12 protein-coding genes are annotated in these 11,973 nt (G+C 55.6%); 11 read left to right on the forward strand and 1 reads right to left on the reverse strand.

Annotated elements, in window-relative coordinates:
• Positions 1-89 precede the first annotated feature (89 nt).
• The 6 genes from oscA to K3169_RS01280 all read left to right on the forward strand — a co-directional run bounded on the left by oscA (position 90) and on the right by K3169_RS01280 (position 5,813).
• Positions 90-272: a sulfur starvation response protein OscA gene (oscA, locus tag K3169_RS01255; RefSeq protein ID WP_003170956.1), complete on the forward strand. Its 183-nt coding sequence runs from the start codon at positions 90-92 to the stop codon at positions 270-272.
• 144 nt (positions 273-416) lie between these two features.
• On the forward strand, positions 417-1,424 hold the full coding sequence (locus tag K3169_RS01260; protein WP_263269637.1) for a sulfate ABC transporter substrate-binding protein: 1,008 nt from the start codon (positions 417-419) through the stop codon (positions 1,422-1,424).
• Between the two features lie 172 nt (positions 1,425-1,596).
• On the forward strand, positions 1,597-2,418 hold the full coding sequence (gene cysT, locus K3169_RS01265; protein ID WP_027898478.1) for a sulfate ABC transporter permease subunit CysT: 822 nt from the start codon (positions 1,597-1,599) through the stop codon (positions 2,416-2,418).
• A gap of 13 nt (positions 2,419-2,431) precedes the next feature.
• A complete protein-coding gene (gene cysW / locus K3169_RS01270) occupies positions 2,432-3,304 on the forward strand; it encodes a sulfate ABC transporter permease subunit CysW (RefSeq protein ID WP_027898479.1) in 873 nt (290 codons plus the stop codon).
• Positions 3,305-3,307: 3 nt separating this feature from the next.
• Positions 3,308-4,294 carry a sulfate/molybdate ABC transporter ATP-binding protein gene (locus tag K3169_RS01275; RefSeq protein WP_099269885.1) on the forward strand — a complete coding sequence of 329 codons (987 nt, stop codon included), beginning with the start codon at positions 3,308-3,310 and terminating at the stop codon, positions 4,292-4,294.
• A 371-nt stretch (positions 4,295-4,665) separates the two neighbouring features.
• Positions 4,666-5,813, forward strand: a protein-coding gene (locus K3169_RS01280) for an IS3 family transposase (protein ID WP_263269641.1) whose coding sequence is annotated in 2 segments (ribosomal slippage) — positions 4,666-4,921 and positions 4,921-5,813 — 1,149 coding nt in all. Because the reading frame shifts where the segments join, the coding sequence is not laid out codon by codon here.
• A 520-nt stretch (positions 5,814-6,333) separates the two neighbouring features.
• Here the strand turns inward: K3169_RS01280 and K3169_RS01285 are convergent.
• The gene (locus tag K3169_RS01285; protein ID WP_027901112.1) at positions 6,334-6,858 is read right to left on the reverse strand and encodes a DUF962 domain-containing protein; all 525 of its coding nucleotides are present in this window, start codon (positions 6,856-6,858) and stop codon (positions 6,334-6,336) included.
• Positions 6,859-6,941: 83 nt separating this feature from the next.
• Here K3169_RS01285 and K3169_RS01290 point away from each other — a divergent pair, with 83 nt between their 5' ends.
• The 5 genes from K3169_RS01290 (at position 6,942) to K3169_RS01310 (ending at position 11,770) form a co-directional block, all read left to right on the forward strand.
• Positions 6,942-7,652 (forward strand): Crp/Fnr family transcriptional regulator, encoded by a 711-nt coding sequence (locus tag K3169_RS01290; protein ID WP_263269642.1) that lies wholly within the window; start codon positions 6,942-6,944, stop codon positions 7,650-7,652.
• A gap of 24 nt (positions 7,653-7,676) precedes the next feature.
• On the forward strand, positions 7,677-8,357 hold the full coding sequence (locus K3169_RS01295) for a response regulator (protein WP_231676528.1): 681 nt from the start codon (positions 7,677-7,679) through the stop codon (positions 8,355-8,357).
• Between the two features lie 469 nt (positions 8,358-8,826).
• Complete coding sequence (locus K3169_RS01300) at positions 8,827-9,408, forward strand: alpha/beta hydrolase (RefSeq protein WP_027901115.1); 582 nt, start codon at positions 8,827-8,829, stop codon at positions 9,406-9,408.
• A gap of 93 nt (positions 9,409-9,501) precedes the next feature.
• The gene (locus K3169_RS01305) at positions 9,502-10,452 is read left to right on the forward strand and encodes a sigma 54-interacting transcriptional regulator (protein ID WP_231676526.1); all 951 of its coding nucleotides are present in this window, start codon (positions 9,502-9,504) and stop codon (positions 10,450-10,452) included.
• 376 nt (positions 10,453-10,828) lie between these two features.
• The gene (locus tag K3169_RS01310) at positions 10,829-11,770 is read left to right on the forward strand and encodes a hypothetical protein (RefSeq protein ID WP_263269646.1); all 942 of its coding nucleotides are present in this window, start codon (positions 10,829-10,831) and stop codon (positions 11,768-11,770) included.
• Positions 11,771-11,973: the final 203 nt, after the last annotated feature.

Genomic DNA, 11,973 nt, shown 5'->3' on the forward strand with positions numbered 1-11,973 from the left:
ATATCCGCACGTCTCTAAGATTGCCTCCATGCCATTAGCAGATTCACGCGGTCGCGGCTGCAGGCCAATCAATTTCAAGGAGTTCGATCATGAGTGCATCTCTGCGTAGCGTTGACGGTCAGGACGAAGCAGCGATTCTGCGCGAGATTCAGAGTGCGCTTCGCGATCTGCGTTTCGGGGCCGTTGAAATCACCGTGCACAACGCGCAGGTGGTGCAGATCGAACGCAAGGAAAAGTTTCGTTTGCAGAATCCGGGTAACAAACCGAGCTGATTCACCTCGATCCTTGTAGGAGCTGCCGAAGGCTGCGAATGGCCTTCAGATCTGTTCGCAGCCTTCGGCAGCTCCTACAGAAAAGCTTCAAACCAAAAATTAGAAAAAGCCAACAACACCACCAGATTTCCAGGAGCTTGACCCATGTCCATTCGCCGTTATGCGCTGGCCGCACTTGCCAGTGCCATATTTGCCGGTTCTGCAGTTGCAAAGGATTACGAGCTGTTGAACGTCTCGTATGACCCGACTCGCGAGCTGTATCAGGAATACAACGCTGAGTTCGTCAACTTCTGGAAAAAGTCTCATCCGGACGACAAGGTTGATATCAAGCAATCCCACGGTGGTTCAGGCAAGCAAGCGCGTTCAGTCATTGATGGTCTGCGCGCTGACGTCGTGACGCTGGCACTGGCTGGCGACATTGATGAAGTCGCCAAGCTCGGCAAAAGCCTGCCGGAGAACTGGCAGACCCGTCTTCCGGACGCGAGCACGCCTTACACGTCCACCATCGTTTTCCTGGTGCGTAAAGGCAACCCGAAAGGCATCAAGGACTGGGGCGATCTGACCAAGCAAGGCGTTTCTGTCATCACGCCTAACCCGAAGACCTCCGGCGGCGCTCGCTGGAACTTCCTGGCGGCCTACGGCTATGGCCTGAAAACCGGTGGCAGTGAAGCCAAAGCCAACGAGTACGTGAAAGAGCTGTTCAAGCACGTGCCGATTCTTGACACCGGCGCTCGCGGTTCGACCATTACCTTCGTTAACAACGGTCAAGGCGACGTGCTGTTGGCTTGGGAAAACGAAGCGTTCCTGGCGCTGAAAGAAGACGGCGGCGCGGACAAGTTCGACATCGTCGTACCTTCACTGTCGATTCTGGCTGAGCCACCTGTGGCTGTTGTCGACAAGAACGCCGAGAAGAAAGGCAACACCGAAATCGCGACGGCTTACCTGAAGCACCTGTATAGCAAGGAAGGTCAGGAAATCGCAGCGAAGAACTTCTACCGTCCACGTGACGCGGAAGTCGCAGCCAAGTACGAGAAACAGTTCCCGAAACTGGATCTGCTGACTATCGACAAAGACTTCGGCGGCTGGAAAACTGCGCAGCCGAAATTCTTTAATGACGGCGGCATTTTCGATCAGATTTACACGCCTCAGTAACACAGGCTCTGTAGGAGCGCGCTTGCCCGCGATGGGGCCATCCAATCAGACACATTTTTGGTGGTGTCAGATTTTTCGCGGGCAAGGGCGCTCCTGCAGCAGCTATTCGCTGACTGCTGAACTATAGGACCCGCACTCGTTTGCGGGTTCCGTGTGTTAACCAAGGACTTCTATGTCACGTCGCATTTCTCCCGTCATACCCGGCTTCGGGCTGACGCTGGGTTACACCGTGGTGTACCTCAGTCTGATTGTGCTAATTCCGCTGGCGGCCATGTTCATCCATGCCGCGCAGCTGACCTGGGATCAATTCTGGGCAATCATCACCGCACCACGCGTGCTGGCTGCTCTGAAACTGAGCTTCAGCGCAGCGTTCTATGCCGCAGTCATCAATGGCGTGATCGGTGTTCTGCTGGCCTGGGTGTTGGTGCGTTACACCTTCCCGGGCCGCAAGATCATTGATGCAATGATCGACCTGCCATTCGCCTTGCCCACCGCTGTTGCCGGTATCGCCTTGACCGCGCTTTACGCACCTAACGGTCTGGTCGGGCAGTTCGCAGCAGATCTCGGCTTCAAGATCGCCTACACGCCGCTGGGTATAACCCTTGCGCTGACCTTCGTTACGTTGCCCTTTGTGGTGCGTACGGTGCAGCCGGTGCTGGCCGATATTCCCCGTGAAGTCGAAGAGGCTGCCGCCTGTCTTGGCGCGCGTCCGCTGCAAGTGTTCCGTCATATTCTCGTTCCGGCCTTGTTGCCTGCCTGGCTGACCGGTTTCGCGTTGGCGTTTGCCCGGGGCGTCGGCGAGTACGGTTCGGTGATTTTCATTGCGGGCAACATGCCGATGAAAACCGAGATCCTGCCGCTGCTGATCATGGTCAAGCTCGACCAGTACGATTACACCGGCGCGACAGCGATCGGCGTGATGATGCTGGTGGTTTCCTTCGTTCTGTTGCTGCTGATCAACTTGCTGCAGCGGCGTATCGAAACCCCATCCTGAGGAGGCGCAGAACATGTCCCATTCATCTGTTTCAGCCGCCGCCTCCGCCAACGCTGCCCGCCGTGGCAGCGCGGTGTCGCGCCGGATTCTGATCATCCTGTGCTGGTTGGTGTTTCTACTGTTCCTGGGCTTGCCGCTGTTTATCGTGGTATCCCAGGGTTTGAAAAACGGCCTCGGCGCGTTTTTCACGGCGATCCTTGAACCCGACGCGCTGTCGGCCCTCAAGCTGACCGTGATCGCGGTGGTCATATCGGTCCCGCTCAATCTGGTTTTCGGCGTCAGCGCTGCCTGGTGTGTGAGCAAATACTCGTTCCGGGGTAAAAGCATCCTTGTGACGTTGATCGACCTGCCGTTCTCGGTCTCGCCGGTCATCGCCGGTCTGGTCTACGTATTGATGTTCGGTGCTCAAGGTTTCTTCGGCCCGTGGCTGCAGGATCATGACATCCAGATCGTGTTCGCCTTGCCGGGCATTATTCTGGCGACCATCTTCGTCACCGTGCCGTTCGTGGCCCGTGAGCTGATCCCGCTGATGCAGGAGCAGGGCACTCAGGAAGAAGAGGCGGCACGTTTGCTCGGCGCCAATGGCTGGCAAATGTTCTGGTACGTGACCGTGCCGAATATCAAATGGGGCCTGATTTACGGCGTGGTGCTCTGTACCGCCCGGGCCATGGGTGAGTTCGGGGCGGTGTCTGTGGTCTCCGGGCACATTCGCGGCGTCACCAATACCCTGCCGCTTCACGTCGAAATTCTCTACAACGAGTACAACCACGTTGCAGCCTTTGCCGTGGCGAGCCTGTTGCTGATCCTTGCGCTGTTTATCCTGCTGCTCAAGCAGTGGAGCGAAGCGCGCATTAACCGTCTGCGCCAAAGTGCGGCGGAGGAATAATTCATGTCAATCGAAGTCCGTAATGTCAGCAAGAACTTCAACGCCTTCAAAGCCCTGAGCAGCATCAATCTGGATATCCAGAGTGGCGAGCTGGTGGCGTTGCTAGGCCCGTCCGGTTGCGGCAAGACCACCTTGCTGCGGATTATTGCCGGTCTGGAAACACCCGATGACGGCAGTATCGTGTTCCACGGTGAAGACGTGTCCGGCCATGATGTACGTGATCGCAACGTCGGTTTTGTGTTCCAGCACTACGCGCTGTTCCGTCACATGACCGTGTTCGACAACGTTGCATTTGGTCTGCGCATGAAACCCAAGAATCAGCGCCCGAATGAAAGCCAGATCGCGGTCAAGGTTCATGAACTGCTGAATATGGTCCAGCTGGACTGGCTGGCTGATCGCTATCCGGAGCAGTTGTCCGGTGGACAGCGTCAGCGTATCGCCCTGGCCCGCGCACTGGCGGTAGAGCCTAAAGTGCTGCTGCTGGATGAGCCGTTTGGTGCGCTGGATGCCAAGGTGCGTAAAGAGCTGCGTCGATGGTTGGCGCGTCTGCACGAAGACATCAACCTGACCTCGGTTTTCGTGACACACGACCAGGAAGAAGCCATGGAAGTGGCTGATCGCATCGTGGTCATGAATAAAGGGGTGATCGAGCAGATCGGTTCGCCGGGCGAGGTGTACGAAAACCCGGCCAGCGATTTCGTTTACCACTTCCTGGGCGACTCCAACCGCCTGCATGTAGGCGAAGAGCAGGTGCTGTTCCGTCCGCATGAAGTGTCGCTGTCACGTTCGGAGCTTGAGGACCACCATGCGGCTGAAGTGCGCGACATCCGTCCACTGGGCGCGACCACCCGGATCACCCTGAAGGTCGAAGGCCAGAGCGAACTGATCGAAGCCGAAGTGGTGAAAGACCACGACAGCCTGACCGGCCTGGCGCGGGGCGAAACGCTGTTCTTCAAGCCGAAGGTCTGGCAGAAGGTTGCGAATATTTAAAGCCTGCCGAAACATTTATGTGGGAGCGAGGCTTGCCCGCGATAAGGTCGGTACGGTATTTGAGACCGAGTTGATCTTATCGCGGGCAAGCCTCGCTCCCACAGGTTCTATGCAATTCACCGATTGGCGCGATGCCGTCGGATTGGATTTGCCTTCACACCACCGGCTTCAAATCCCGCTTGCGCACCGGCCCTGATCTTTCTGCAATGGCTTGCGCAGCCTCATTAGAAACGCCAATTCAGCGACACCGGCCTGGCGCGGGGCGAAACGCTGTTCTTCAAGCCGAAGGTCTGGCAGAAGGTTGCGAATTGCGCTGGTCTAATGACCCCGGACACCTCAATAGGGGAAACTATATCCATTGAGGAGTCACCATGACCAAGAAATACAGAAAATTCGATGCCGCTTTCAAGCTTGATGTTTGCAAGCTCATCGTCGATCAAGGCCAGAGTGTGAACTCTGTCTGCCTTGATATGAACCTGAGCGATACGGCAGTGCGTCGCTGGGTTGAGCAATACAAGGCCGAGCTGTTAGGTGGCCCGGGAATTGGCAACCCGTTGACCAGCGAGCAACAGCGTATTCGCCAACTGGAGCAGCAGATTCGTGAGCTGAAAATGGATAATGACATCCTAAAAAAAGCTACGGCCTTCTTTGCCCGCGAATTGAAGTGATCCATCAACTGGTTCACCAATTACAACGTAAGGCCTACCCGGTGGCTCGTCTCTGTCGGGTACTGCGGATCAGTCGCTCCGGTCTTTATGAGGCCCAACAGCGTCGTTTGAAACCCAAGCCCGCCTGTCCGGCAGCGGCCAGGATCAAGGCAGCCTTTGAAGCGTCGGAGCGTTGCTATGGTAGTCGTCGTGTGGTGAGCGCATTGCGTAAAGAAGGCCTGTCGATTGGTCGCTTCAAGGTGCGCAGCCTTATGAAACAACAAGGTCTGCGCCCGGTCTGGAAGCGTAAGTTTGTTCACACAACCAACAGCAATCACAACTTGCCGGTGGCTGAAAACCTTCTAAATCGCCAGTTCAACCCTGCGGCGATCAATCAATCCTGGGTTGCAGACATTACTTATATCCGCACACGCGGCGGCTGGGTGTACCTGGCAGTGGTCATGGACCTTTTCTCGCGCAAGATCGTGGGCTGGGCCATGGCCCCTCATATGCGAGCCGAGCTGGTAATCAGCGCCATGCAATTGGCTATCGCTCAACGCCAACCTGAGCCAGGTTTGATCGTCCACTCGGATCGAGGCAGTCAGTACGCAGGAGCGGCTTATCAGGCGCTGCTGACCCGCAATGGAATGCGTTGCAGTATGAGCCGCAAGGGTAACTGCTGGGACAACGCGGTTATGGAGCGCTTCTTTTTGAACCTGAAAATGGAGCGTACCTGGAGGAGGGATTACGCCAACCACGCCGAAGCGATAAAGGACATCACGGACTACATCGTGCGGTTCTACAACGAGGGGCGATTGCACTCGAAACTGGGCTATGTGCCGCCCAATCAATATGAGCGGCAAGCAGCCTGACAATCACCGATTGAGGTGTCCGGAAAAAGTTGACCACTGCAAATATTTAAAGCCTGCCGAAACATTTATGTGGGAGCGAGGCTTGCCCGCGATAAGGTCGGTACAGTATTTGAGACCGAGTTGATCTTATCGCGGGCAAGCCTCGCTCCCACAAGTTCTATGCAATTCCACCGATTGGCGCGATGCCGTCGGATTGGATTTGCCTTCACACCACCGGCTTCAAATCCCGCTTGTGCACAGGCCCTGATCTTTCTGCAATGGCTTGCGCAGCCTCATTAGAAACGCCAATTCAGCGACACCGGCCTGGCGCGGGGCGAAACGCTGTTCTTCAAGCCGAAGGTCTGGCAGAAGGTTGCGAATATTTAAAGCCTGCCGAAACATTTATGTGGGAGCGAGGCTTGCCCGCGATAAGGTCGGTACGGTATTTGAGACCGAGTTGATCTCATCGCGGGCAAGCCTCGCTCCCACAGGTTCTATGCAATTCACCGATTGGCGCGATGTCGTCGGATTGGATTTGCCTTCACACCACCGGCTTCAAATCCCGCTTGCGCACGGGCCCTGATCTTTCTTCAATCGCATGCTGCAATGGCTTGCGCAGCCCCATTAGAAAGGCCAGCTCCGCCACTACAAACAACGGCCCGATAATCAGCCCGCTGATGTCATCGATAAATGCCGGTTTGCGGCCTTCGTAATAATGGCCGACGAACTGAATGATCCAGCCCACCACAAACAAAGCCACTCCGGAGCTGAGCCAGACCATGGTCGCCTGTTGCGCGAGGACGGCGCCTGCCCACAGGCAAAGGCCCAGCAGCACGCCCATCAACACGCCGAACTGCCGGTCAAGGCGTAAATAGAAGATCACCGAGGCTACCGCGACCACGGCTGCCGGGGAGAGCCAAAAACCGCCCATTATCCAGCCCGGGCGAGACAGCAGCACCGTGACGGCAACGACGATCAGTGGAATTCCTACAAAGTGTGTCGCGATATTCCGCGAGTCGCGGTGGTAGGCCGCGTATTGACTGAGGTGGTCGGTGAGGGTTTTCATTATTATTCCTCTTTGAGCGATAAACGATTCTGCTACGGTTTCGTTTTTAACGCGATGTGATCAGCAGTAACAGGGAGCAATACATGACAAATGGAGCTGGATGGCGCTCGCGATTAATGAACGACCCTTGGTTCAGTCATCTGCCTGCCGCCTTGCAGGATAGCTTGTTGGACGCTGCTCGCCAGACCCGCAAGACACCGGGTAAATTCCTGTTCGAAAAAGGGGACGAGCCTTGTGGGCTGTATGCGCTGGTAGAAGGTTCTGTTCGCTTCGGCGGTGCTGCCGATCAACGTCTGGTGCCGCGTCTTGAGCGCATCCGCATGCCTTACTGGTTCGGTGAAGTCTCGTTGTTCGACGGCATGCCTCGTCGATTTGATGTCTACTCCATGGAACAGAGCATCTTTCTTCACGTTTCACAGCCGGTGGTCAACGAACTGCTGGAGAAAAACCCTGCTCACTGGCGCCCTTTCGCCGACCTGCTCAGCCAGAAAATGGGCATCAACCTGCTGCGCCCGGAGCGCATCAAATTGCTGCCCGCCAAGGCTCGCGTGGCTTGGCGTTTGTTGATGCTGGCTGAAGGTTATGGTCACCTCAGTCATGCGCGACGTTTGATGAGCTTTGCCGAAATTGATGCGCAGCGCACCGCGGACCTCTCGCCACAAGAGCTGCTTGAAGTATTGCAGGACCTGCATCAACGCAAGATCCTGCGTCTGGTGGACGAGCAGGTGGAAATCTTCGATGTGGTCAAATTACGTAAAGCGGCCAACGCCCTGCGCGCCAAATCGTTATGCTGAAGGCCTGAACAATCGAGGTGATGCATGCGGCTGCTGTTAGTGGAATACGATGCCAGCACGGCGAACGAGCTGGCCGAAGGCTTTGCCGAGTCGGGTTTTACCCTGGACGTGGCGCTCAACGGCCTGGACGGTCGCCATTTCGTTGAAGAGCAACACTACGACCTGATCATTCTCGACGTCATGCTGCCCGGCCTCAATGGCTGGCAACTGTTGCAACTGATCCGTCAGCGCGGCGAAACGCCGGTGTTGTTCCTGACCGCTCCGGATGCCATCGAAGACCGTCTGCGCGGTCTGGAGCTTGGCGTTGATGACTACCTGCTCAAGCCCTTCAGTTACGAAGACTTGCTGGCCCGCGTGCACAAGTTGCTGCGTCGTGGCCCGACAGGCGACGCGGCGAGCATCAGCATTGCTGATCTGGAAATAGACATGACCTTGCAGCGTGTCAGCCGCGGCGGCCAGCGGATTTCCATGGGGGAGAGGGAGTTTGCCTTGTTGCAGCTACTTGCGAGCCGCCAGGGCGAAGTCCTTACCCGCAAGCAAATCGCGGCAGAGATTTATGATGACGATCCTCGTCCGGTTACCGTCGCCCTCCAGCGCCTGCGCTCCAAAATCGACGAACGCTACCTGCCCAAGCTGATTCACGCGGTGGGCGATGACGGCTATCAACTGGCGTTGCTGGACGATGAGGCCTTTGATTTGCGGTGAGGCACTCCTGATTATCTGACTGGAACGCGGTCCTGTGGCAGATCCTGTGTTTGCACTGCGAGCTGATCCAGGTGGGAGCGAATTCATTCGCGAAGAGGCCGGTACATCCTCAGCTTATGTATCTCTAGAAATACTGCCTTCCCGAATGAATTCGGTCCCACGGATTCATTATCAATTTGAGATAAAGGCCAGCCTGTGGGAGCGCGTCTTTCACGCAAGCATTCATGGGATCGGACTGTTAACGTCGTCTATCTGTAACAAATCTTGAGTACCTTCAACCGTGCCCACTGATGGCGGGCACGCATACAGCAGTTTTTATCGGGGTTGTTCCTTAGGCAGGGGACAATCCCTTTTTTTTGCTTTGCATATTCTTTTTGGTTATTGGTTGATAGCTTCTTATTCCTTAACGAATATATGTCGCCTCCTTATACTGCGCTCAATGAATGCACCCCTGCAGGAGGCTGACCCCATGCATAACGAGTCGATCCGCTATTTGATCGTGCCAGGCTGGCAAGGGTCAGGCGATGAGCATTGGCAAACCCATTGGCAGAACAGCCTGCCAAACAGCACGCGCGTTGAACAAGCCGATTGGCTCAAGCCGCGTCGCGAAGACTGGGTGGGCGAGTTGCAACGCAGTATCGCAGCCGACAGTACGCCCGTGATTCTGATTGCTCACAGCCTAGGGTGCATCACCGTTGCGCATTGGGCGCGACTGGCTCCGCTGGAGTCGCTGCGTCAGGTGCAGGGCGCTTTGCTGGTCGCGCCTGCTGACGTCGAGCGGCCTGCCTGCTCGCCTGCGTTGCGTAACTTCGCGCCAATCCCGAAGGACCTGCTGCCATTCCCGACTCAGATCGTTACATCGGATAACGACGCGGCGGTCAGCACTCAGCGCGCCCTTGAGATGGCGCGCGATTGGGGCGCCGAAACCGGCATTCTCAGCCAGGCCGGGCATATCAATACCAAGTCAGGACATCGCCGCTGGGAACAAGGCTTCGCTTACCTGTACCGCCTGCAGAGCCGAATGGAACAACACGCACGGCGTCGCGCATGAGCTTACGCAGCGCGAGACGTATCGCGCTTGCCTCACCGATCCACTTTGTTTTTTAACGCTTGAGCCGTCGCAAGGCTCGGGCGGGAGTCTGCCATGAGCCTTAACGAAACCTTCGGTCAGCCGTTGTTGACCTTCCCCGATGCCGAAAAAAGCCCGCTTAGCATTCGCGCCAAGGCGTTGGTGTTCATTGATCCGCGTTCGCGCCAACTACGTGAAGAAATGGAGCAACTGGCACCTCGCGCTTTGCCAGTGCTGATTCGTGGCGAGTCCGGCACCGGTAAAGAACTGCTGGCGCGGCACATACATCGCGGCAGCGACCGCACGGGTTTGTTCGTCTCGGTCAACTGCGGCGCGATCAGCCCGACCTATGCCGACGCCGAACTGTTTGGCTATGCCGCCGGTGCCCACAGTGGTTCGGCCAGCAGCCGCGCAGGGTGGTTTGGTTCAGCCAATGGCGGCACGCTCTATCTGGATGAGATAGGTGACCTGCCGTTACCAATCCAGATCAAGCTGCTGGCCGCTCTGGAAAATCACGAAGTCACCCGCGTCGGTGCGCAACAACCCAGCCCGGTAGACGTGCGGCTGGTCGCCGCCACCAGCATCGATCTGGCTCAGGCCGTTGCTGCTGGCAAATTCCACGAGCGGCTTTTTCACTACCTCAGCGAAGGCCACCTGGAACTGCCGCCTTTGCGCGAGCAGCCGGGCAACATTCTGCCACTGGCCGAGTATTTCCTCGGCATCTATAGCCAGCGCCTGAATCTGGCCGTGCCGCTGATCAGCGACGCAGCGCAGCAAGTACTGGAAGCCCATCACTGGTCAGGTAACACCCGTGAGCTGGAGAACGTCATCCACTTTGCGCTGCTGGTCAGCAGTGGCGACGAAATCTTGCCGGAGCACCTGAACCTGCCTGCCAGCGTCGACCCGCTTGTGCAAGTGGAGCAGCTTGTAGGAAAGCTTCTCCTTGACGCAAAGGTTGAGCAACTCTTTGCACTGCGACGGGTGCTCGAAACGGTTGATTCCCGGTTGAACGAACTCACTCGCTAACCCACAACCCCCGTTTTTTCAGCGCTGCACCCTTGGCAAGGGTGCGGCGTTTTTTTTGTGGGCGAAAAATCGATTATGAGTTGTCTGTCACTAGTAATGGATGGGTCCTACATTGTGTGGCGCTTTATTCCCGGTCCAGGGTTGTTATATAGCCATTGAAGTTGCAGTAATTGCCGCTTTGGAGGTGCTGTTTATTACTTTCTATTTCGTACGCTAGACACTAAAAATTATTTAAATCAGTCTGGTGTTGAAGAGCTGTCTAGTTGCTCTTTTCTCGTGCCGGACTCCAGTTGATGTTGTTAGCTTTAACGCTGGAGTCGTTGGTGTTGATTATAAATTCAAGAAGTTCCCTTTATAGGGTCTACAAGGAGTTCTCATGACTGAAAGATGGGTTTCATTGGAAACATTTAAGGTCGTCAGCGCAGCTGGTGGAGGGCGTTTGTTTTGGAACGGTCTCCAGGCTGTAAAGTTACGAGTCGCTATCAAAGCCCTTGACGTAAATCTGAAACCGGTTGCTTTGACTCAGACAGAGTTAGACTCCATCAAGTTAGTCAATCATCATGGCGGGGCGGCGATACATTATCAAATTCCATTACCAGGCCTGCCCAGGCCGGTTAGCTCGCAACACGGCTGGGATTGGTCTCATGTCAATCCCTACGGTTACGACTATGTTCCTACCTCCTCGCAACAGCTGGCGAATGAAGAGGCCTCGGTAAAGGATAGATATACATATTATGTAGATCTGTTCGTTCGTACTGTTCGCCAAGAACCGTTAACCGTGAGCCTTACCGTTAATCGCGACGATGGTGAGCAGTTTGATTCGCGGGGGCTTATCGAGGGCGATATGACTATCACGCCGCTTCGTCCAACGACTTACACCGTGGATAAGTACAGGTTCGAGGTTGTTCATACGATGGAGTTGGGGCAGTGGGGGAAGCTGGATTATATCCCTCTCGTGCTTAATGATAATGGTGTGAACATCGAATTTAGAAGCATCAGTGTCTCACCCGTTGGCGTTGGATATCATGCAGGTAGCAGCACCGTAACCCGCGTGGGCATGGTCTCGGGCTACATGGGGCCTGGGATCAACTCGATTATATATCCCTCTCCGCGTCCGCCGGGTGCACCGGCATCTGTTACCGGTATAACACCCGTCAGAGGCCAGCCTGCATTGATTACATTTAGGGATCGCTGGCTTTCTCCTGGAAAAGTAAAGAATGCGACGATCACCGCCATCGATATGTATGGTAACTCTCATGTTCTTCGGTTTCGTATTGTAAACCCAGAGCGTGTGGATGGTCGTTTAGAACTGTATTGAGTTTTAGGCGCGCCCCGTGAACTGGGCGCGCCGCATGTTTTGTTAATCGATAGGCAATAATTATAAGGTAGGCCTCACGTGTATTCTAATGCGTATAATTTTCTAAGCTTTATCAGTGCTGGAGTTGACCCCAGAACAGGCACGTACAGTTGCAATTTGTCGTTGTCTAACTTACTGGCCAATTCATTAAGCGGTCCCTCACT

This window comes from Pseudomonas phytophila (assembly GCF_025643095.1).
GTDB lineage: Bacteria > Pseudomonadota > Gammaproteobacteria > Pseudomonadales > Pseudomonadaceae > Aquipseudomonas > Aquipseudomonas quasicaspiana.

Coding starts and splice junctions, on each gene's coding strand:
- K3169_RS01290 (WP_263269642.1), top strand. CDS start 6,942: ATGACAAATGGAGCTGGATGGCGCTCGCGATTAATGAACGACCCTTGG.
- K3169_RS01310 (WP_263269646.1), top strand. CDS start 10,829: ATGACTGAAAGATGGGTTTCATTGGAAACATTTAAGGTCGTCAGCGCA.
- K3169_RS01285 (WP_027901112.1), bottom strand. CDS start 6,858: ATGAAAACCCTCACCGACCACCTCAGTCAATACGCGGCCTACCACCGC.
- K3169_RS01295 (WP_231676528.1), top strand. CDS start 7,677: ATGCGGCTGCTGTTAGTGGAATACGATGCCAGCACGGCGAACGAGCTG.
- K3169_RS01260 (WP_263269637.1), top strand. CDS start 417: ATGTCCATTCGCCGTTATGCGCTGGCCGCACTTGCCAGTGCCATATTT.
- cysT (WP_027898478.1), top strand. CDS start 1,597: ATGTCACGTCGCATTTCTCCCGTCATACCCGGCTTCGGGCTGACGCTG.
- oscA (WP_003170956.1), top strand. CDS start 90: ATGAGTGCATCTCTGCGTAGCGTTGACGGTCAGGACGAAGCAGCGATT.
- K3169_RS01305 (WP_231676526.1), top strand. CDS start 9,502: ATGAGCCTTAACGAAACCTTCGGTCAGCCGTTGTTGACCTTCCCCGAT.
- K3169_RS01300 (WP_027901115.1), top strand. CDS start 8,827: ATGCATAACGAGTCGATCCGCTATTTGATCGTGCCAGGCTGGCAAGGG.
- cysW (WP_027898479.1), top strand. CDS start 2,432: ATGTCCCATTCATCTGTTTCAGCCGCCGCCTCCGCCAACGCTGCCCGC.
- K3169_RS01275 (WP_099269885.1), top strand. CDS start 3,308: ATGTCAATCGAAGTCCGTAATGTCAGCAAGAACTTCAACGCCTTCAAA.